Annotated in this window: 17 protein-coding genes; 8 read left to right on the top strand and 9 right to left on the bottom strand. The window is 57.0% G+C overall.

Annotation, left to right across the window (positions count from 1 at the left end; translation table 11 throughout):
* Positions 1-9 precede the first annotated feature (9 nt).
* The 4 genes from VFA76_00200 to VFA76_00215 form a co-directional block, all read right to left on the bottom strand.
* Positions 10-2,634, bottom strand: coding sequence for a PBP1A family penicillin-binding protein (locus VFA76_00200; GenBank protein ID HZR30254.1), 2,625 nt, complete (start codon positions 2,632-2,634; stop codon positions 10-12).
* A 208-nt stretch (positions 2,635-2,842) separates the two neighbouring features.
* The gene (locus tag VFA76_00205) at positions 2,843-3,190 is read right to left on the bottom strand and encodes a hypothetical protein (GenBank protein ID HZR30255.1); all 348 of its coding nucleotides are present in this window, start codon (positions 3,188-3,190) and stop codon (positions 2,843-2,845) included.
* A 41-nt stretch (positions 3,191-3,231) separates the two neighbouring features.
* Positions 3,232-5,007 carry a proline--tRNA ligase gene (locus VFA76_00210; protein HZR30256.1) on the bottom strand — a complete coding sequence of 592 codons (1,776 nt, stop codon included), beginning with the start codon at positions 5,005-5,007 and terminating at the stop codon, positions 3,232-3,234.
* 119 nt (positions 5,008-5,126) lie between these two features.
* On the bottom strand, positions 5,127-6,131 hold the full coding sequence (locus VFA76_00215; protein ID HZR30257.1) for a KpsF/GutQ family sugar-phosphate isomerase: 1,005 nt from the start codon (positions 6,129-6,131) through the stop codon (positions 5,127-5,129).
* Positions 6,132-6,699: 568 nt separating this feature from the next.
* Here VFA76_00215 and tnpA point away from each other — a divergent pair.
* Complete coding sequence (gene tnpA / locus VFA76_00220) at positions 6,700-7,143, top strand: IS200/IS605 family transposase (GenBank protein HZR30258.1); 444 nt, start codon at positions 6,700-6,702, stop codon at positions 7,141-7,143.
* A 553-nt stretch (positions 7,144-7,696) separates the two neighbouring features.
* Here the strand turns inward: tnpA and kdsA are convergent.
* Both kdsA and VFA76_00230 read right to left on the bottom strand, forming a co-directional pair.
* Positions 7,697-8,527: a 3-deoxy-8-phosphooctulonate synthase gene (gene kdsA, locus VFA76_00225; GenBank protein HZR30259.1), complete on the bottom strand. Its 831-nt coding sequence runs from the start codon at positions 8,525-8,527 to the stop codon at positions 7,697-7,699.
* 57 nt (positions 8,528-8,584) lie between these two features.
* Complete coding sequence (locus VFA76_00230; GenBank protein HZR30260.1) at positions 8,585-10,258, bottom strand: CTP synthase; 1,674 nt, start codon at positions 10,256-10,258, stop codon at positions 8,585-8,587.
* Positions 10,259-10,465: 207 nt separating this feature from the next.
* On the opposite strand from VFA76_00230, the gene VFA76_00235 reads away from it, so the two are divergent.
* On the top strand, positions 10,466-11,518 hold the full coding sequence (locus VFA76_00235) for a hypothetical protein (protein ID HZR30261.1): 1,053 nt from the start codon (positions 10,466-10,468) through the stop codon (positions 11,516-11,518).
* A 20-nt stretch (positions 11,519-11,538) separates the two neighbouring features.
* On the opposite strand, the gene VFA76_00240 is transcribed toward VFA76_00235, so the two are convergent.
* Entirely contained in the window at positions 11,539-12,591 is a 1,053-nt protein-coding gene (locus VFA76_00240) for a sensor domain-containing diguanylate cyclase (GenBank protein HZR30262.1), read from the bottom strand.
* Positions 12,592-12,882: 291 nt separating this feature from the next.
* On the opposite strand from VFA76_00240, the gene metK reads away from it, so the two are divergent.
* The 5 genes from metK (at position 12,883) to galE (ending at position 18,746) form a co-directional block, all read left to right on the top strand.
* Positions 12,883-14,073: a methionine adenosyltransferase gene (gene metK, locus VFA76_00245; GenBank protein HZR30263.1), complete on the top strand. Its 1,191-nt coding sequence runs from the start codon at positions 12,883-12,885 to the stop codon at positions 14,071-14,073.
* A gap of 111 nt (positions 14,074-14,184) precedes the next feature.
* The gene (gene ahcY, locus VFA76_00250; protein ID HZR30264.1) at positions 14,185-15,462 is read left to right on the top strand and encodes an adenosylhomocysteinase; all 1,278 of its coding nucleotides are present in this window, start codon (positions 14,185-14,187) and stop codon (positions 15,460-15,462) included.
* 316 nt (positions 15,463-15,778) lie between these two features.
* A complete protein-coding gene (locus VFA76_00255; protein HZR30265.1) occupies positions 15,779-17,251 on the top strand; it encodes a TldD/PmbA family protein in 1,473 nt (490 codons plus the stop codon).
* 80 nt (positions 17,252-17,331) lie between these two features.
* Positions 17,332-17,730 carry a CBS domain-containing protein gene (locus tag VFA76_00260; GenBank protein ID HZR30266.1) on the top strand — a complete coding sequence of 133 codons (399 nt, stop codon included), beginning with the start codon at positions 17,332-17,334 and terminating at the stop codon, positions 17,728-17,730.
* A gap of 11 nt (positions 17,731-17,741) precedes the next feature.
* On the top strand, positions 17,742-18,746 hold the full coding sequence (galE, locus tag VFA76_00265; protein ID HZR30267.1) for a UDP-glucose 4-epimerase GalE: 1,005 nt from the start codon (positions 17,742-17,744) through the stop codon (positions 18,744-18,746).
* A gap of 71 nt (positions 18,747-18,817) precedes the next feature.
* Here galE and VFA76_00270 read toward each other — a convergent pair whose 3' ends face one another.
* The gene (locus tag VFA76_00270) at positions 18,818-19,852 is read right to left on the bottom strand and encodes a radical SAM protein (protein ID HZR30268.1); all 1,035 of its coding nucleotides are present in this window, start codon (positions 19,850-19,852) and stop codon (positions 18,818-18,820) included.
* Between the two features lie 291 nt (positions 19,853-20,143).
* Between VFA76_00270 and VFA76_00275 the strand changes: the two genes are divergently transcribed.
* Positions 20,144-21,340 carry a glycosyltransferase family 87 protein gene (locus VFA76_00275; GenBank protein HZR30269.1) on the top strand — a complete coding sequence of 399 codons (1,197 nt, stop codon included), beginning with the start codon at positions 20,144-20,146 and terminating at the stop codon, positions 21,338-21,340.
* Between the two features lie 29 nt (positions 21,341-21,369).
* On the opposite strand, the gene VFA76_00280 is transcribed toward VFA76_00275, so the two are convergent.
* Positions 21,370-21,849 carry a hypothetical protein gene (locus VFA76_00280; GenBank protein HZR30270.1) on the bottom strand — a complete coding sequence of 160 codons (480 nt, stop codon included), beginning with the start codon at positions 21,847-21,849 and terminating at the stop codon, positions 21,370-21,372.
* Between the last annotated feature and the right edge of the window lie 49 nt (positions 21,850-21,898).

A 21,898-nucleotide genomic window follows, 5' to 3' on the forward strand; every position in this document is an offset into this window, starting at 1 on the left:
CTCAACCAGTCACTGGGGCGGCGGGCTCTGGGGCTGGTCGGGTGGCTTGTCTTCCTTAAAGATACCCACAATCTTGCCCAAAACACCCTTTTTCTTTTTGGAGTCTTCTCCGGGTTGGGCTTGCTGACCGGGAATCTGCTGTCCCGCAGGAGCACCGGCAATGGGAGCCGGTGTTCCCGGCTTGGGAGCGGTCACCGGTTTCAACACCGTTCCGGGCGGCGCTGGGGGCAGAGGGTGATTGCCGATCCCCAGAATGCGGGAGAGGATTCCGCGATGGTCACCTAGCGCCTGGTCGCAGGTCTCCTTGGGCTCAGTTCCAGCCACAAATGCCGCGGTGTAGGTTTCCTGGCAGGTTGGGGTGGCCAAGGCATTTGTCACCTTATCGAGCTGAACGTCAACCACGCCCGCAGGCTGCTGAAAAGGTTCGGTGTCGTGGTACTCGGGCAGCTCTACGGCCCGTTTCATAAAGGACGTCCAAATGGGCGCGGCAGTATCGGCGCCACTCAGGCGTATGTCGCTATAGTCGTCGTATCCTACCCACACGATACATAACAAATTTGAGGTGTAGCCTGCGAACCAGCCATCGTGGGAGCTTCCCGTCTTCCCCGCCGCTGGAGCCTTGAATCCTGCCGTGCGGACCCCGTACGCGGTGCCAAAGTTCAGGACACCCTCCATCAAATTGGTCATCACGTAGGAGACGCGCGGATCCAACACCGGCTTGCGTTCCGGCTGAAAATTGGCGAGAACTTGCCCTTGCGAATTGCGGACCGTGGTTACCAGAGTGGGTGAGATCTTCACGCCGCCATTGGCGAATATTGTGTATGCCGATGCCATATCGAGTGGGGTGGCGTCGTACGCTCCCAAGGCCATCGCCGGGGTAGCCTTGACCGAGTTGATGCCGGCGGCGCGAGCCAGGTCGGCAACTTTGTCATATCCGACCATTTCAGCGAGCTTCACCGTGGCATTGTTCATGGACAAGGCCAGCGCATAGCGTGCCGTCACCTGACCGTGGTATTCATCCTTGTAATTTCTCGGTTCATAGATCTGGTCGCCGTAGGTGAACGTACTCGGCTGATCGTCAATCATCGAGACCGGGGTCAACACGTTGCCGCCTGCGAGCGCCGTATTAACGGCGGCGGCGTAAACAAATGGCTTGAAAATCGACCCCGTAGGACGCTTGGCGATGGCGTGGTTCAATTGACTCGTGCCGTAGTTGCGGCCCCCTACCAGGGCCAGCACTTTGCCGCTGTGTGGATCCATCGCCACGAGCGCAACCTGGGCCTGCGGCCCGGGAAGCACCTTGGTCTCGTACTTGGCTTTCTTGCCTTTTCCGACCTTTACCCGGCGAGTGCGCAGCTTGGTGATCTTCGCGTCAACCACTTTCAACCCATCGTCCACCGCCTGTGCCGCCGCACGCTGCAAGTCAGGATCGAGGGTGGTATAGATCCGCATGGCCTGCTCGTTTAGCTCGTTCTCTTTGAAGCGATTCACCAGCGTGTCTTTGATCAGGTCCACAAAATACGGCGCGTCACTGGCTTCCACATTAGGGGGAGCAAGCTTCAGAGCCGCGGCCTTGGCCTTTTCCGCGTCGGGGCGGCTGATGGCGCGAGTCTCGACCATTGAGTCGAGTACCAAATTCCGGCGCTCCAGGGCCCGCTCCGGGTGGCGGTAAGGGGAGAGGTAATTCGGATGTTGAATCAGTCCCGCCAGAAGGGCCGCTTCTGAAAGGCTAACGCTCTGCAGATCTTTATTGAAATAGGACCGCGCCGCTTCGGCAAACCCGCTGATGGTGAACGAGCCACGCTGCCCCATGTAGACCTGGTTGGCATAGAGTTCGAATATTTGCTTCTTGCTGAAACGCTGCTCCAGTTCAATTGAGATGAGCATCTCTTCCAGCTTACGTTTGATGGTCTTTTGCGGGCTTAAAAAGAAGCCACGCGAGACCTGCATGGTGATGGTAGAGCCGCCTTGCTCATGACGGCCCTGTCGCAGGTCAATCCACGCTGCCTCAAGCAAGCGGAGGTAATTGACTCCGCCATGCTGAAAGAAGCGCCGGTCCTCAATGGCCAGAACTGCCTCAACCATCGTCTTAGGGATGTCCTCGTACTTCACCAGCTGGCGTTTTGAGCGCTCCTGGGCATCGAAAAGGGCAGTGACCAGTTGAGGTTCCAGTTCGTAGGCTGCCAGGTTGGGATTGCTGGCAGCGGCAATCCGGTCAACCTTGCCATCCTGCACGTGAATCGCGGCCTCACCCGGAGCGTGGTACGACTCCGGTCCGGGAGCGATCAGGATCCCATCTTTCGAGATTTGGAAAGTGCCAATCGGGGAGTCGCCACCACGACCCTTCTCGCTATACCCGGCATGCCGAAGAGCGGCGGCGATCTCTTTCGGCTCAATGGGTTCGCCTAGAGTAACTGTCTTTGGCAACGCGTAGATCTTGGCCGCGCTGGCAAAGATCGGGCCCCGCATACGGCGGTCTACGATGCGCTCAAAGCGGACGTAATAGTAGGCAAATACTGCAAGAAGGACGGTTACGCTGATAATAATAACGGCCACCACGGTGCGAACTACAGCATCGCGATAGGTGCTGGGCCCGCGGGTGATGCGTTTCGGGATTCTTATCCTGAGGCTCACTGTAAGAAGGCGGAGTAGCTAATCAAATAAGACGACGTCTCGCGGCTATTCAGTTATCCAGAGCTGAGAAGCTTTTCGCCGATCACGCCCAGAGGTATTGATTTGCCAGGCGGGTCGTTTCCAAGGAAAAGCCAAGCCCAATTCTAAATCATAGGTCGGTGTAGACGTAGACCCACGCTGCTGACCAGAGAGGTGCGGGTCAACGGCGCTAAAACGGCGGCCGGTTTTTGGATCCAGGATGAAAAGCGATGTCCACTGGATAGCTGGGCAGGTCAATGTGGACGGTGTAATCAACCGCTATGGCCAGACCATTGTTGCCCAGTCGTTGCACTTTGATTTGCTCTTCGGTGATGGGAATCTCTAGGTCCTGTGCCTTTTTCAGCACCACTTTGCGGACATCAGCCTCGGACTTGGAACTGTAAGAGTCAAACAGGGCTTCGTTGTCTATGGCATCCTGAAACCGGTAATTGGCAAAGTAGGGCGGTATGAGCTCGAAGCCCAGGTACACTGCCACAACGATTAGCCCCAGCCCAGCAAGCAGTTGTAGTAACTTCATTCAGAGCTCCAGCTTCGGCGGCGGAGGGGAGGCACTCGCAATCAGTGCCCGGGCCGGAGCAAGTCTTGAAAATGGCTGTTTATATCGCGGATATTAACATTCCGGATTTGACGTGTCGAGCGTTGGACGACCTCCACAATGCCTTCGGTAACCTTCTTGCCCACAGTTACCCGAAAGGGTATGCCCACTAGGTCAGCGTCCTTAAACTTAACTCCCGGCCGCTCATCCCGGTCATCCAGGAGAACGTCGAATCCGGCGGCCTCGAGCTGACGGGTAATCTCTTCGGCGGTGGACTGTAGCTTGGTATCGGTGACGTTGGTAGGCGTGACCACGATTTCGAAAGGCGCTATCGAAATTGGTAGCCAGAAGCCATTCTCGTCATTGTTTTGCTCGATGGCCGCCGTGAGGATACGCTCGATGCCGATGCCATAGCTGCCCATAATCGGCGTGATTTCCTTGCCGTTTTGGTCGAGAACGCGGGCCCCCATCGACTCCGAATATTTGTAACCCAGCTTGAAGATGTGGCCGATCTCGATTGCCTTCGCGACTTTCAATGGGCTGCCGCAGTTGGGGCAAGGCTCACCTTCAGCAACGGTGCGCAAGTCCACATATTCTGTAGGCGTGAAGTCGCGATCCGGCGTCACATTCTTGAGATGATAGTCTTCTTTGTTCGCTCCCACGATGAGATTTTTGCGGCCTTGCAGAGCAGTATCGGCCAGAATAATGGTTCCGGGGCCGAAATTCCCGTTGGAGCGAGCGGCGACATCTTTTAGCCCAATAGGCCCGAGGAAGCCTGCAGGCGACCGAAACAGCTGTTCAATTTCCTGGGGCTGCATTGGCCGAAATTCGCGTCCGGCCAGCGCGGTGGTGAGTTTAGCCTCGTTTAACGAATGGTCCCCGCGCAGCAGAACCACCACAGGCCGGTGCTTCTGAGTTTTCGCATCGCTACCTTCCACGGCCATCAACGCCAGAGTCTTGATCTTGTTCTTGGGGGAGACGCCCAGGAACTTGGCGACATCCTCGATAGTTTTCATGCCCGGCGTGTGGACTTCCTGAGGCTTGCCATTGCCGGCTGGCTGCAACTCCTCGACAGAATCCAACCGCGACGCCGCCTTCTCCAGGTTGGCCGCATATCCACACTTGGGGCAGCTCGCGATTACATCCTCGCCGGCATCGCTGTACACGGTGAACTCATGCGACTGCGATCCGCCCATGGCGCCGGAATGCGCCTCGACGACGACGTACCTGAGGCCGCAGCGGTCGAAAATGCGACGGTAAGTGTCGTAATGTTTCTGGTATGAAACATCCAGCCCGGCGGCATCCAGGTCGAAAGAGTAAGCATCCTTCATGATGAACTGCCGAATGCGCAGCAGGCCAGAGCGGGGCCGGGGCTCGTCGCGAAACTTGGATGCAATCTGGTACCAGATTTGCGGCAGCTGCTTGTAGCTGCGCAGCTCCTTGCGCGCAATTTCAGTCATGACCTCTTCCTCGGTCATACCCAGGCAGAGCTCGGCGCCCTTTCTGTCCTTCAGCCGGAACAGATTGTCGCCCATGGCCGACCAGCGGCCGCTGGCTTCCCAAACCTCCCGCGGATGCAGCGCAGGCAAATAAAACTCCTGACCGATCCTGTCCATCTCCTGCCGGACAATGTTCATGATCTTCAGCATGGAGCGATGGCCAAGAAAAAGATACGAGTAGATCCCCGCGGCGAGTTGGCGAATGTACCCTGCCCGCAACAGATACTTGTGGCTCGCGACCTCCGCGTCGGCAGGCGCCTCGCGCAGGGTGGGGATGAAGAGCTGGGACCAGCGGTGCATAGCGTCCTTTAAATTGCGAACAGATATTGTAATTGAGAGATTGATTCAATTAGGCATTGATTCAGTAACGCATCTATAGCGCCGAGTGGAAGCTGTGCGGGTCGGCTCGTGACAGACGCTTACAGCAGCTGCGTTTCCCAGAGGTCGTGCAAGTGGATGATGCCCTGTAATTGACCCTTGCCGTTGACTACGGGCAGAGACGTGATCTTTTTCTCCTCCATAATGGCGAGAGCGGCGGTGGCGAACTCGTCGGGCGAAATCACTTTGGGATTGCGGGTCATGCACTCCGCCGCGGCGAGGTCAAGCACGTCCTTGCCGCGACGCTCGAGCAATCGTCGCAGGTCGCCGTCGCTAATAACCCCGAGGAGGCGATCGCCCTGGGTCACCGCCGTGACCCCCAGCTTCTTGCGTGACATTTCATAAATGACGTCCGGCATCCGGGTGCTCGGAGCTACCTTGGGAATCGCATCGCCGGTGTGCATGAGGGTTTCTACCCGCGCCAGACGTTTTCCCAGCTTTCCGCCAGGATGCAGGTTGGCGAAATCTTCTTCTTTGAAGCCGCGTCGCTCAGCGAGAGCCATCGCCAACGCATCTCCGAGCGCCATCATTGTCGTAGTAGAGGCAGTAGGCGCCAGACCTAGCGAGCAGGCTTCCTGATCGACCGAGCAATCAAGCGCAACATCGGCAGCCGCCGCGAGGGTGGAACGCTTAGCCTTCTCGCGAGCGTGAGTGCCCGCCGCGCCCAAACGGTCGCCGGTCAGGCTGATCAGTGGAATTTGCAGCCGCTTCATGGTAGCCAGCAATTGCAGGATTTCTTCGGTTTCACCACTGGAGGAGAGCGCGATCACGACGTCTCCGCGCACCAGCATGCCCAGATCACCATGTAGCGCTTCCGCGGGATGAAGAAAAAGCGCCGGAGTGCCAGTGGAACTGAGCGTCGCCGCGAGCTTCCGCGCAATCAGACCACTCTTGCCAAGGCCGGTGACCACAACCCGTCCCGCACAGCAGAAAAGTAGCTCGACTGCGCGGTTGAAAGCATCTGACATGTCGCCAGCCAGACGGTCCGCCAGGGCCCGCAACGCCTCCGCCTCGATGCGGACCACGCTTTCGCCAGTGGATTTCATCCTGGTCTTCATGCGAGAAGAAGGATGTTAGCAAAGATTGCGGATTTCACCACAATCCCAGCTGCGGAGCAGCGGCACAATCCATTCCGCAGCTGTAGCGCCGCTCGTAGAAAGACCACAACCCAGCTGCGGAGCAGCGGCACAATCCATTCCGCAGCTATAGCGCCGCTCGTAGAAAGACTACAACCCAGCTGCGGAGCAGCGGCACAGCCGTTAGCCCCGCGCGTAAGCGCTGGGTAAGGTCGCCAACAATGCAAGCCCCGGAGGGCCGACATTCCTGCTTAAGGGCGTGAGCCCGGCGCTAAACGACCGTATCCAAAGCGGAGCAGCGGCACAATCCTTTCCGCAGCTGTAGAGCCGCTCGCAGAAAGGCTACAACCCAGCTGCGGAGCAGCGGCACAGCTTTTAGCCCAGCGCGTAAGCGCTGGGTAGGAGTCGCCAACAATGCAAGCCCCGGAGGGCCGACATTCCTGCTTAAGGGCGTCAGCCCGGCGGCCCGCGCCCGGTCACAATTCGACGTGACCTGCGCCACTGCAATGCCTTACCGATCCGCCCACGCTATCAAAATATGTCCCACACTTACGCCCGCAACTACGTTCATCTCATCTTCTCCACCCGTGAACGCCATCGGAAACTGCTGGCTCCAATCCGGCCCGACCTTTGGGCCTACATGGGCGGGATTGCGCGTGAATATGGCATCCACATGCTTGCCATCGGCGGAACTGAAGATCACATGCACATCTTGATCGGGCTGCCACCCAAGCTTTCGCTCGCACACGCAATGCGTGCGATTAAGGCGAATTCCTCGAAATGGATGAACGAGAATGGGCATCTATTCGCCTGGCAGGAGGGATATGCCGCATTCAGCGTGAGCGTTTCGAACCTTGCAAATGTGACCAAGTACATTGAGAACCAAGCCGTGCACCACGCCAAGAAAAGCTTCGAAGAGGAATTCTGCGGGTTCCTGGTACGGAATGGAATCGAATTCGACTCAAAATACGTCTTTGGATAGCGCCGGGCTCACGCCCTTAAGCAGGAATGTCGGCCCTCCGGGGCTTGCATTGTTGTCGACCTTACCCAGCGCTTACGCGCTGGGCTAAAAGCTGTACCGCTGCTCCGCAGCTGGGTTGTGGTCTTTCTACGAGCGGCGCTATAGCTGCGGAAATGGATCGTGCCGCTGCTCCGCAGCTGGGTTGTAGTCTTTCTGCGAGCGGCTCTATAGCTGCGAAAATGGACTGTGCCGCTGCTCCGCGGCTGGAGCGCAATTCCTTCGAACCTCCCTGTAGGTCCGGAGACATGGACCGTGCCGCTGCTCCGCAGCTAGGTTGTAGTCTTTCTGCGGGCGGCTCTATAGCTGCGGAAATGGACTGTGCCGCTGCTCCGCAGCTAGGTCTGTGGAGTGATCTAAACCGTATTAATCATCCAAAGTCATTCCGAGCGGGCTTAGCAGGAATTCTTATTGGTCGTCTTCAAATGCGATTAACGTAGAGTATCCTCACAGCGGAATGACAGACGTGCCGCTGCTCCGCGGCTGGCGCGGCTATCCGGCCGACGGCCGATGCGCGCTATTTCCCCGCCACGGCCTTCTGCACCGCCAGAATCCCGGCCAGAACTTCGCGAAGGTTTTGTAGCGCCAAGGCATTTGGGCCATCGGATTTGGCTTTGGCTGGATTGTCGTGTACCTCAAGAAAAATTCCGTCCACCCCCGCAGCCACCGCCGCTCGGGCGAGCACGGGTATGAACTCGGGCTGGCCGCCGCTCACGGCGCCGTTGTTAGTGTTGTTTGCCGAGGGTAGTTGGACGGAGTGCGTGGCGTCGAACACCACCGGCGCGAACTGCCGCATGATGGGCAGCGAGCGCATATCCACCACCAGATTGGTGTAGCCGAAAGAAGCGCCACGCTCGGTGACGAAGACCTGGTCATTGCCGGCGGCGCGGCATTTTTCAACTGCATGCCGCATGTCCCAGGGCGACATGAATTGGCCCTTCTTAATGTTGACGGCGCGTCCGCTTTTGGCAGAGGCGACGATGAGATCGGTCTGGCGGCTGAGAAATGCAGGAATCTGTAGAACGTCCGCCACTTCGGCCACACGCTGCACGTCCGCAGGCTCGTGCACGTCGGTCAAAATTGGCACATGAACCGTCCGCGCAACTTTCTTAAGGACGCGAAGCCCCTCGCCTACTCCCGGACCCCGGTAGCTCTTAAGCGACGTGCGATTGGCTTTATCGTAAGACGCCTTAAAGATGTAGGGCAGGCGCAGGGCGCGTGCGACGCCCGCAATCGATTCCGCCATTCGCAGTGCGTGATCTTCGCTCTCGATGACGCAAGGGCCGGCGATCAGGAAAAGACGCCCGCCGCCGATATGCACGCTGCCGACTTGGAAGTTCGACTTCAAATCTCACCACAAAGGACACGAAGGATCACGAACGCGCCCTGTCCTTGGTGGTGAATTCTACCGTCTGCCGACCTTTTCGGGGCGATGAAACATCTCCAACTCCGCCGCTTCTTTGCGGGCGCGGCGCTCAAGCCCGTGCTGGTGAGCGGCGCCTACGAACGCTTTGAATAATGGGTGCGGCTCGAGTGGCTTTGACTTGAACTCCGGGTGGAACTGGCACCCAATGAAATAGGGATGGCCCGGAAGTTCGATGATTTCTACATAAGTTCCGTCGGGCGTGGCGCCAGAAATTCGCAGCCCACCGGCGGTCAGCGGGTCCTCATATTCGCGGTTGAACTCGTAGCGGTGGCGATGGCGCTCGCTGATCTCGAGCTGACCGTAGGTCTTGTGCGCCAGTGTACCCGGCTCGATCTTGCAAGGCCAGGCGCCCAGGCGCATAGTGCCACCCAGTTCTTCAACGCCGCGCAACTCGCGCAACTTGTAGATGACGCGATGGGGCGTAGCCTGATCGAACTCCGTGGAATTCGCCTCTTCCAGTCCGCAAACGTTGCGCGCGAACTCAATGCACGCGGTCTGCATGCCCAGGCAGATGCCAAAATACGGAACCTTCTTCTCCCGTGCATAGCGGATTGCAACCAGCATTCCCGCTATGCCGCGTTTTCCGAAGCCGCCGGGAACCAGGATTCCGTCATAGCCCTCGAGCTGAGCGTCGAGATCAGCATCTTTCGATTCCAGTCCCTCTGCCTCCACCCAATTCACGTTCAGCTTGAGGTTGTGGGCCAGGGCGCCATGTACAAGCGCTTCTTTTAGGGACTTATAGGAGTCCTCATAATCGACGTACTTGCCGACAATGCCGATCGTGACCTCATCCTTAGGGTTGTAAACCCGGTGGATTAGCTCCTCCCAATTGCGGAGATCGCGATCTTTAGCTTTCAAATGAAGATATTTCAGCGCCAGGGTATCGACTTCCTCGCGGGCAAAAACGATGGGCACCTCGTAAATAGAGGCAACGTCTTTCGCCGTGATTACCGCCTCTTCTTCCACGTTGCAGAAGAGCGCGATTTTGGACTTGATGTCGTGAGAGAGGAAGCGATCGGTGCGGCAGAGCAGGATATCGGGCTGAATCCCAACGCTGAGCAGCTCTTTGACGGAGTGCTGTGTCGGCTTGGTCTTAAGCTCGCCCGCAGCGGCAATGTAGGGAACAAGGGTCGTGTGGACAAATAGCGTGTTCTCGCGTCCCAGTTCCTGGCGCATCTGGCGAATGGCTTCAATGAACGGCAGGGACTCGATATCGCCAACGGTGCCGCCAATCTCAATGATGGCAACATCTACATCCTGCGAGACCTTCTTCATCGCGGCTTTAATTTCGTTGGTGACGTGGGGAATTACCTGGACGGTCTTGCCCAGGTAGTCGCCCCGGCGTTCTTTCGCGATGATCTGCTCGTAGATACGGCCGGTGGTCCAGTTATTGTCGCGAGTGAGGCGGGCGTGCGTGAAGCGCTCGTAGTGCCCGAGGTCGAGGTCGGTTTCAGCGCCATCGTCGGTAACGAAGACTTCGCCGTGTTGAAACGGCGACATGGTGCCTGGGTCAACGTTGAGATAAGGGTCGAACTTTTGAAGGGTCACCTTCAGCCCGCGACTCTCCAGAAGACACCCAAGAGACGCTGCCGCAAGTCCCTTACCTAAAGAGGACACCACCCCGCCGGTCACGAAGATATACTTTGCCGACATCGCCGCCTCGTAAGTTTTAATTGTTTGGATTTTGTGCAGGCTGGGTGCACGATCAATTATGCCCTAAAAGGATGGTGGATTCCAGAGGAGAGTTGAAGCCCGTAATGTCCCAGCATGAAAGATACGAAGGGCCGCGGATCTTCAGCTGGTTAAATAGCAGCATCTAAGTAGAGCAGAAGCCCCGAAATCAGAGGAAATAGACGAAGTATGCGGAGCCTTGTCCTCAAAGCGATTGGTACCGCCTTTTCCTGTTTGCTGGCGGTAGGTCTTTTTGGGCCACCCATGGCACAAGCCCAGCAGCTCGCCAAACGCCTGATCCTCAAAGATGGTTCTTACCAGTCCGTAGTTAAGTGGCAGGTCCGGGGAGACCGTGTCCGCTACCTGAGCGCTGAGCGGAACGAGTGGGAGGAAGTTCCCAACTCACTGGTGGATTGGCCGGCGACGGAAAAATACGAGAAGGGTCGCGGCAGCGGCACCCTTCCACCTGAGGCAAAAGAACTGGACAAGGAAGAGCAAGCGGACCGGGCGGCCGCCGACGCGGCTGCGCCCATTATCGCGCCAGGATTGCGCCTGCCTTTCGAGGGCGTATTTCTGCTGGATTCATTTCAGGGCCAGCAGCAACTCGTCGAGGTGCAGCAGAATGGTGGAGAGCTGAATCGCGACACCAAAGGCAATATTCTTCGCTCCGTCATTAATCCCATCCCGATCAATGCCAGCAAACAGACCATTGAGCTCAAAGGCGGGCACGCTCCGGTGCAAGCACACGCCGTGAGGCCAACCATCTTCGTGAATACCGGTGAGGAGCTGCCGGGTACAACCGGCCAGACAGAGCCCGGGCAGTCGCCTCCAGCGAGGAGCTCCGAAGGCCAGAGTAGTAAAGCGAAGCAGAAGAAGGCAGACCAGCCGCCATCAACCCCCACTCAACGCTTCCGATTGATTCAATTGGAAAGCAAGAAAGACAAGCGGGTGGTGGGCACGCTCACGGTGAAGATTTACGGAAAAGTCAGGGAAAAGGAAAAGGTGGTGCCCGCCAACGCTGAGGCCATGAGCAGTGGCTGGGTGAAAGTCACGCCCGCTGCCGACCTTCAACCAGGTGAATATGCCCTGGTGGAGATGCTGACCGACAAAGATATGAACCTCTATTTATGGGATTTTGGAGTGAACCCAGCGGCCCCCGCCAATCCCAGCGCATGGAAACCGGAAGCCCCGGCCAATAAACCTGCGGATAAAGAGCCGACCCTCGAACCGCGCAAGCAGTAATCTTCCGGGAAGAGACGGGACTACTTCAACAGGCCGCGCTGAGCAACGCTGATGTTGTCGCGAGTGCTGTTCTTTACGGCATACATCATCTCGTCGGCCTGGCGGATGATGTCATGCGCGCTCTGCGCATCGGCGGGATAAGTTGCCAATCCGATGCTGGCGCGGATATTCAGATCGAGGCCTTCCTCGTGGCAAAACGCACTCCCGCGGAAAAGGTCGAGGATACGCTTGGCGACCACAAGGGCGGAGTCTTTGCTGGTTTGTGGCAGCAGGATTACAAATTCATCGCCACCATAGCGAAACGCCGAATCAATCAGCCGCAGGTGGGCCTTAATCGCGAATCCAATCTCACCCAGCAATTTGCTGCCAATCAAGTGGCCGTGTGTGTCATTGACCTGTTTGAAGTGATCGAGATCAATGAACATCACCGTAAACTCGTGCCCGAATCGGGAGGAGCGGTAAACCTCGCTCTCCAGCATCTTGTAGAGGTGCCGCGCATTGAACAGTCCAGTGCAATCGTCGGTGATGGTAAGCTCTTGGATTTTTTCCACCGACTTGGCATTTTCAATGGCAATGGCCGCGTAGTCACAAACCGTCTGTAAAAAGAAGAGCTCGCCGTCACCGAAGCCGTTCATATCCACATTGACCAGCTGAATCACACCTAAGACGCGGTGCTTGGACCGCAGCGGCACGGCAATGATGGTGCGCGTTTCCCACTTGGTGCTCTGATCAATGCGCTTGGCAAAGCGAGCATCGGTGTAGACATCGGGAACAATTACATGCTCGCCATGACGGGCCACCCATCCGGCAATTCCCTCCCCCACCTTCAACCGAACGCTCTTCAAAGACTCGGCGGCGTCGCCTACCGCGATCGCAAAGTAAAGCTCGTCGCGTTCTTCGTCCACCATGAGCAGTGACCAGGTGTCTGGGCGGAAATACTCCGCCATTTTTTCCATGATGGTCTGCAGGATGGAATCAAGGTCGAGGGACGAAGTCAGGGCCTTGGCTACATCGTGGAAAATACTCAGTTCCTGAATCTGCCGCTTTTTCTCGGTCCCAGTGGCCTCGGTCATGGTGAAACTGATGTCCTCAATTGTGCAGACGGGGGTGCGGGTATTATAGGCGGCGTTTTCCCGCAGCGGCAATGGTATTGATCACGTGGAACCCTTTTTACAACAATAACGTGGCACACCTTAGTAACGTCCGGCATGGTCAACTTGACCCGCAAAACCTGCCGTCCAATGTGGCGGGCGTTGCTTCCCCTAGTGGCGTCTGGTAGCCTTTGTACGACTTGAACTGATGGGACCAGTGTGGTCCTGCCTCCTGGCGGTTCCCCCGCGAAGAAGGAAGAGAAGGAGTCTGCATTGAATAAGAATCGTTACTTATTTACCTCGGAATCAGTTACGGAAGGCCATCCTGACAAAATTGCCGACCAGATTTCGGATGCCATTGTGGATGCCTGCCTTAGCGAAGACCCCCACAGCCGAGTAGCTTGCGAAACCCTGCTGACCACCGGTTTGGCATTCATCGCCGGGGAAATCACGACCAAGGCCTATGTAGATTTTCCCTCTATTGTGCGCGGCACAGTGACTTCAGTTGGATATACAGATGCGGCCTATGGCTTTGACGCCCAGACTTGTTCCGTGATCTCGTCTATTCACGAGCAGTCTCCCGATATAGCACAGGGAGTCGATCCGGGTGGCGCAGGCGACCAGGGCATGATGTTCGGCTACGCCAGCAATGAGAATGAGCAATATATGCCGACGCCAATCATGCTGGCGCACCGGCTGACGCAGCGCCTGTCAGAAGCCCGCAAGAGCGGCGAACTTGATTGGCTGCGGCCCGACGGCAAGTCTCAGGTGACCGTGGAGTATGACGAGAAGCATAAGCCGGTGCGAGTTGATGCTGTCGTGGTTTCCACTCAACACTCCGAACTGGTAGATCACGCCAAGCTCCGCAGTGAAGTGCTCAAGCACATTATTCAGCCTGCCCTGCCTGCGCACATGCTCGACGCCGACACCAAGTACCACATTAATCCCACCGGACGGTTTGTGGTGGGCGGCCCCATGGGCGATACCGGCCTGACCGGGCGCAAGATCATTGTTGATACCTACGGCGGCATGGGACGTCACGGTGGCGGCTGCTTTAGCGGCAAGGATCCGACCAAGGTAGATCGTTCGGCCGCTTACATGGGCCGTTACATTGCCAAAAACATTGTTGCTGCCGGTCTGGCGGACCGCTGCGAAGTACAGATCGCGTATGCCATCGGCGTGGCCGAACCGGTCAGCATTCATGTGGATACCTTCGGCACCGGCAAGATTGCGGCAGAGAAATTTCCCGATCTGGTGCGTTCGAATTTCGACCTGACACCGCGCGGCATCATTGATTCATTGAAGCTGCGGCGTCCGATTTTCCGCAAGACGGCATCCTTCGGCCACTTTGGTCGCAACGATCCCGACTTCACCTGGGAACGGACCGACAAGGCGGAAAAACTGGCAGAGAATGCCGGTATTGGCCACAAGCATGAGCCAGTCCACGCTGGACATAGGAAGTAGGCCCGATTCTGCACCGCAAGCGAGCGGGGCGCAGGCGCGCCCCTTCTCTTTTCGGGATTGCCGTTTTATCCTGATCATTCCAATTTCATATCGCGCGCTACTAAGGAGAGTATGGCCACCACACCCACGCAAATCAGCTGCGATGTAAAGAACATTGATCTGGCCGATCTGGGACGGAGACGCATTGATTGGGCCAACCAGTCGATGAAGGTCCTGCAGATCATCCGCAAGGAATTCATCAAGAATGCTCCCCTGAAAGGGACCCGCATTTCGGCCTGCCTGCACGTGACCGCAGAAACCGCCAACCTCGCGATCTGCTTGCGCGATGGCGGGGCTGATGTGGTGCTCTGCGCTTCAAATCCGCTTTCCACCCAGGACGATGTGGCTGCCTGCCTGGTCCGCGATTTCGGGATTCCGGTGTTCGCGATTAAGGGTGAGGACAATGAGACCTACTACCAACACATCCTCGCTGCCCTCGACCACAAACCCCAAATCACCATGGACGACGGCGCCGACCTGGTCACGATTGCGCTCACCAAGCGACCCGACGTAGCGGAAACCGTGATTGGCGGAACCGAAGAAACCACCACAGGTGTGATTCGGTTGCGCGCCATGGCCAAAGAAGGCGTGCTGCGTTATCCGATCATCGCGGTCAACGATGCCGCCACTAAGCACTTGTTCGACAACCGCTACGGTACCGGACAGTCCACCGTGGATGGCGTAGTTCGCGCCACCAACATTTTGCTGGCGGGCAGCAAGTTCGTAGTTGCGGGATATGGTTGGTGTGGTCGTGGCCTGGCTTCGCGGGCACGCGGCATGGGCGCGGACGTAATCGTCACTGAGATTGATCCCACTCGCGCTTTAGAAGCGGTGATGGATGGTCACCGGGTGATGGCAATGACAGAAGCGGCAAAGATCGGCGATGTCTTCGTCACCGTCACCGGAGACAAGAGCGTACTCCGGCAAGAACACTTCGAGTTGATGAAAGATGGCGCCATCGTTGCGAATTCAGGACACTTCAATGTGGAGATTGACATTCCCGCGTTGGAGCGGATGGCATCCTCCAAGCGCACCACCCGGCCGTTTGTCGAGGAATACTCGATGAAGGACGGACGGAAGATTAACCTGCTCGGAGAGGGACGGCTTATCAATCTGGCGTCGGCCGAAGGTCACCCGCCGGCCGTCATGGATATGAGCTTTGCCGACCAGGCACTCTCCGTGGAGTTCCTGGTAAAAAACCACAAAAACCTCGAGAAGAAAGTCTATGGGGTTCCAGAAGAACTCGACAAGCGTGTGGCCCGGCTTAAGCTCGAGTCCATGGGCATCAAGATTGATCGGCTCACCCCGGAGCAGGAAGAGTATTTGGCCAGCTGGTCGGAGGGAACGTAGATCGAGGCTAAATCTCGGAGTTGCTGTTCCACACCGAATCCCCTGCAAGATTTATCATCAAGGCTTCTTGTGAGCATGACGCAGATTGCCGAGCTGGCGCTCGGCCGCACAGGCGACGTCACCTGTGCCCACGTGAGTCCCTCAAACGCTAAGAAGTAAAAGAATGATCGCCCTCGGCTTGCGTAGGCCGAGCCGCCCTCGGCCGGGCAGCTGAGCGAAGCTCAGCACGATATTTCCGCCTCGGAATGACATCTTAAAAATCCTGAGTGTCTTTCCCACACGAAACCGCCCGCAAGATTTATCATCAAGGCTTCATATGAACATCAAGCAGATCTCCGAGTGGGCGCTCAACGCCACCAACCAGCAGGGTGTCTCCTACGCAGACGCGCGCATTGTGGATGAACGTGACCGCGGCCTGGCAACCAAGAATGGCAAAGTGGGACACGCATCCGACTCAGCTTCCCTCGGGCTTGGGATTCGCGTGCTTGCAAATGGCGCGTGGGGCTTTGCCGCTACAGAAAGCCTGACCCGAGCCGGAGTGGAGAGCACTGCCGCCAAAGCAGTAGAAATCGCCCGCTCATCGGCGATGGTCAAGCAGGAGGATGTGCGGCTCGCGCCCGAAAAACCCATTACGGACGAATGGACTACTCCGATCAAGATTGATCCATTCAGCAAGTCCATAGAGGAAAACCTCGATCTGCTGCTCAATGTCGATAAAGAGCTGCGCGCGGTCCAGGGTATTACCCTTGCGGAAACTAACATGAATTTCCGCCGCTATGAGCAGTGGTTCTTCTCTTCCGAAGGCGCCAATATTCATGAGACCAAATACACCACCGGCGCTGGCTATGCAGCATTTTCTTTCGAGGGGACAGAAATCCAGAAGCGCTCTTACCCGAACTCTTTCGGCGGACAATACCAGAACAAAGGATACGAGCTGATTGAAGAGCTCAAGCTGTTAGAGAACGCGCGGCGCATTGCCGAGGAGGCGGTCGCCCTCCATAAAGCGCCGCAATGCCCGCAGGGCGTTTTTACTATCGTTCTGGATTCATCCCAACTCGGCCTGCAGATCCACGAGTCAGTCGGCCATCCCATTGAGTTAGACCGGGTTCTGGGAATGGAAGCAAACTTCGCCGGCATGTCTTTCTTGACCATAGAAAAATTGCGCAAGCTGCGTTACGGCAGTGATTTGGTCAACATTGTCGCGGATGCCACCCGGCAACATGGACCCGGCCTGGGAACATTTGCCTATGATGACGAGGGCGTACCGGCGCAGTGCACGCCGGTGATCACGAATGGACTGTTCACCGGATACCTCTCATCACGGGAAACGGCGCATACCATTGGCGCGAATCGCTCCAACGGCACCATGCGGGCGGAAGGCTGGAACCGCATTCCACTCATTCGCATGACCAACGTCAGCATTTTGCCAGGAGAGAAGCCGCTGACCTTCGAGCAACTCATCTCCGACACGGACGACGGCATTTACTTCCAGACGAATCGTTCCTGGTCTATTGATGACAAACGCTACAACTTCCAGTTCGGTACGGAAATTGGCTGGGAGATCAAAAAAGGTAAGTTGGGACGCATGCTGAAGAATCCGTCCTATTCAGGCATTACGACTGAATTCTGGAACTCCATGGACGCGATCTGCTCGCGCGACCAGTGGACACTGTGGGGCACTCCTAACTGCGGCAAGGGCCAACCCATGCAGACCATGGGTACCGGCCATGGTGCCTCGCCTGCGCGCTTCAGGAATATCCAGGTAGGGAGTGCGTATAAAGGGGCGTAGAATTCTGTGTCACTCTGGCGGGCGTCACATCTATCAGCCAGAAGAAGCGTTTAACATTGTCTATCGCCGAGGGTTTGTAGATGGCACAGATTTCCGAAGTGATTCGAGAACGAGTGACGTTTACCGTCGGGCCGGACACTACTGTGTTCGACGCCGCCCGTCTGATGACCGAGCACCACATTGGCGCGGTTCCGGTGCTGCGTGATGGCAAGCTTCTGGGCATTTTCTCCGAACGCGACCTCATGACACGAGTAGTAGCTCTCGGTCGAGGACCGGGCAGCACACGCGTGTCAGAGGTAATGACCGCCTATCCACGGACCGTTCCCCCCGATGAGACCGTGGACAACTGCCTCTTCATGATGAAGGAATTCGGCTTTCGCCATCTGCCCATCTGCGATGGTGACAACGTGCAAGGCATTGTTTCGCTGCGGGACATCATCCTCTACCAGCAGCGCTTAGCGGCGCGCGAGCGCGCCTGAAGGACCCGGAAATGGCAGTTCTGGTTGTAGGTGGCGCCGGCTATATCGGGAGCCATGCCGCACGAACATTGCGCCGCCAGGGGCATGAAGTAATCATCTATGACAATCTTTCGACCGGACACCATTTGTTGGCAGACGGTTTTGAGTTGATCGTGGGTGATATTGCCGACCGCAAAAAACTGGTGTCCGGGTTGGCTCGCTCGGAAGCAATCATGCACTTCGCCGGCTACATCAATGTGGGCGAATCGGTCGAAAATCCACGCAAGTATTTTCAAAACAATGTAGAGGCAACTCTCAGCTTACTGAACACCGCTGCGGAGGTCGGCGTGAGGAAGTTTGTGTTCTCATCCAGCTGTGCGGTGTATGGCGTTCCGGCGAAGATGCCCATCACCGAAGATATGCCTCGCCAGCCGGTCAATCCTTATGGCATCTCCAAACTTTTTATTGAACAGGCTTTGGAGTCCTACCGGCAGGCCTACGGATTGCGTTTTGCCAGCTTGCGTTATTTCAATGCTGCGGGCGCAGATGATAGCGGCGAAATTGGCGAGTTACACGACCCTGAAACCCACCTGATTCCCTTAGCGCTCGCCGCGGCTGCCGGCACCGGCCCAGCCCTGAAGGTCTTTGGGTCGGACTATGCCACTCCGGACGGTACTTGCATCCGCGACTATGTCCACGTTAACGACCTTGCCGAAGCGCACGTGCTTGCACTGCAGCACCTCGACGAGGATGGAGCGTCAAGTGTATCGCTCAATCTTGGTACCGGTCGCGGGCATTCGGTGAAGGAAGTCATGACGACTATTGAAGAGGTGACCGGTCAAAAGGTTCCCTGGCAGCTGGCGTCACGCCGCGCCGGAGATCCGCCTGTGCTTGTTGCCGATGCCACGCAAGCAGAAAGAGTGCTTGGGTGGAAAGCCCGCCGCTCCTTAACCGAAATCGTTAGCTCGGCCTGGAACTGGCTGCAAAGATCGCCCGCTGCGTTATCGTCCGGGGCAGGAGCAGGCACGCCTCGGTAAGATATCGAGCACTTCCTGGAAGTCATCGCCCATCTCATAAGACGCTTCCACCAATCCCACTGAGCGCTTTCCTATCCCAACTTCGCCAGGCGCGATAGGACGCCAATATTCCCCGCCACCGCCCCCAGTGAACTAAGATTCTCCCTGCTGGCCAAACACTTTAAGGCGCTCAATACCTCGCCCTCTCGTAGGTGTTCAACCGCATCCCCGAGAGAGACCGCGAAGTGCAGCATGACGCTCGAATCGCGATAGCAATCTGCGATGCAGGCTGTGCACCCGTCGCGAACCAGAGTGGCTGTGGCAAAATCCCAGACAGAGCAAATGCGTTCATTCCACGCATCACAGCGCCACATATCGAAATTCCAATCCATGTAGAAGCTCTTATAGCCGCCATAACATACAAATCGTTCTGGCTCCCCCTTCAGGTGTCGCTTCATATCGGCGACAGAAGCCCGCGGATTGTTGACCGGAAATACTTTGCGCAAGTCCTCAACTCCGTCGAACGCCGCGATCAGTTCGGCATCATCGAAATTGACCAGGCGAGAACTGTCCGACCACGCGAGCGAAGACGATCCTAACCGTGCTCGCTGAGGATAGGAGAAGCTGACCGACTCAAAACCTAGCTCCCGCAGCAGCGGCACCAGGTCGCGGTAATTTTCGATCAGGCGGCTCATGGTCACTTGCGCCAGGGGCGTGATGCCCAGCGCCGGCATGCGGGCAATTGCGGCTCGAATACGGGCGCCCAGTCCTTTTAAGTCGCGGTTCTTCTCGTGCTCGGCCATCCCTGGCGCATCAATGGAAACGTAGATGGTCTTCAGTCCGGCGGCGGCAAGTTGATCGAGCTTGTCGGGAAGCAACCATCCGTTGGTAATGATCGCCGGCCCCATTCCTCTGGCCACCGCCGCCGCAATCATCTCCGCAAGGCGGGGATGCAGAAGAGTCTCACCTCCAAAGAAGCTTATGTATCGGACGTCGCGTTGGTACAAAATGTCCAGTGCGCGCCCGAACTGATCGGCGTCAATCCAACGCAGGTTTTTTTGCGGGACTTTCCCATTCGCGAAATTGCAAAAATCGCATCTCGCATTGCAGGCATTTGTGACTGCCACGTTGCAGAGCCCCGGCCCGCCGCGGGGCATTGTGCGCAAGATGTCCCAGGCTTTTGAGGCAACATTTGTCATCTTGGTCTGTTACTCAGAAATTCGGCCGTCCTGAACCGCGCCACTGGAGCCTTCTCCCATACCCGCGACATCACGGGCTCCTCGTAGTGGTTCATGCTAGCAGCTTGGATGCTTAAGCTTGCGTTGCCGTAGATAGTATTCAGCAGCTTGTGATTCGCGGGCTCTAAAGTGCAGGTTATCACGGCCCCCGGACCGGACAGGTTTCGCATCAGAGTCAGAATGCGAATTGCAAAAAAGGCGGTTACCGTACTCGCGTTAGCTGCGGCAGGCGTCATAACGGCCGTCGCCTTTCGCTACGTCCCGTTACATGATTTCGTAGAGTACTGGACCGCTGCTCACGTATTCATGCGCCACCAGGACCCTTATTCGGTTGAGGCGCTCATGAAACTTCAGCAGGCGATGGGCTGGAGTGAAGCACAGCCGCTGATGGTAATGTCTCCGCCTCACTTCCTCCCTTTTTTGCTGCCCCTGGGATTCATGCATTCATACGCGCTCGCAAGGCTACTTTGGTTGTGCTTGAGCATAGCAATGCTGGTTTTTGAGGTATTCATCCTGTGGCGCCTCTACGGCGGTGATGATGACCACCGATGGATTTCAATATGCGTTGCGGGCGTGTTTTTTCCAGTTTGGCACTGCCTCGCTGTCGCCCAGATCGGCCCCCTTTTGCTCCTCGGAATAGTTGGATTTCTCTGGTTGGAGCGACGTGGTCATCTTTTCATGGCAGGAAGCGCGCTGGCCTTGACCACGTTCAAACCACACCTGTTCTATCTGCTCTGGCTGGCATTGTTGTTGTGGAGCGTTAAACGGAGAGAAATGCGGGTGATCGCTGGCGCAAGCGTAACCATCTGCATTGCGTTGACGGCCGCGCTGCTGGTTGATCCGGCGGCGCTCTCGCAGTACATGGCCCTCATACGAAGCGACTATGTTTGGGAATATTCCTCCGGTGCTGGCGGAGTCCTCAGATCGTTGTTCGCGAGATCATTGCTCGCGAGATCCTTGTTCGCGTCGCACAGTCACTTGCTCCAGTTGGCGCCAATGTTGCCCGGAGTACTCGCGCTGGGCTGGTACTGGAACAAACATAGCGGGCAGTGGCAGTGGCGTGATCGCCTTCCTGCCGTATTGACGTTATCCGTACTTACTGCTGCCTATGGATGGCCATTTGACGAAGTGGTCCTGCTTGTTCCTGTGCTGATGATAGCTGTTCAGTCTCTCTATGCTCCACGCGAGCGGAGCACCTTCACGTTCTGGTTGGCAGGAATGTTCTTTGCCTCATTGGCCGTGGTGCTCAGGTATGGAGACGCCGGAGGGATGACCGTTTGCGCGGGCGGGGTACTGGCTTATCTTGTCGTGGACTCCGTGACCGCCAGAAAGAACGAAAGCAGCACTCCTGCATGCGACAGCTCCCTGGCGCTTTAAGAATCAGGACGTAAAATGAATCGGCCACCTTAAGAAGTCGAGACGCCCGCCTCGTTGAGATCTTTCAGGGCTTTTTGTCCCTGGCACCACTTCAAAACGAAGAAAGCATGGATCCCGAATGCCCACAACGAAAACATGACCATCAGGGCGATCATGTCAGCCCCATACAGAACCATGCCGGCCAGAAACGCCCAACGATGGCCGCCGCGTCCGGCAAATCCCAGCGCCAACAAGGCAAACACCCACGTTGCTGCAACGCCGAACACCGCGAGGGGATAAAGGGGACCTAGTGACCCGCCGTAGAACCTCAAGAGGTCAACCGTGCCGATGCTGACCAGAACGTCCAGCCGTACCGGAAGCAGGCCGGTGCCGAGCGCAGCTAGACCTGCGGCCCAGAAGAAGTAGTTCGCATCGCTTCGGCTATCGGCACGTAGATCGCTGCGTCGCTGCTCCTCAGCCGCTTCGTACTCTTGGTCCGTTCGACCTGCACCAACATTCAATGTCTGCATAGGTCCACCACATTACGCTTTTGACACTACTCCGCTCGCCTCCTATTCT

Source organism: Terriglobales bacterium (assembly GCA_035651655.1).
Taxonomy (GTDB): Bacteria; Acidobacteriota; Terriglobia; order Terriglobales; family Acidobacteriaceae; genus DASRFG01.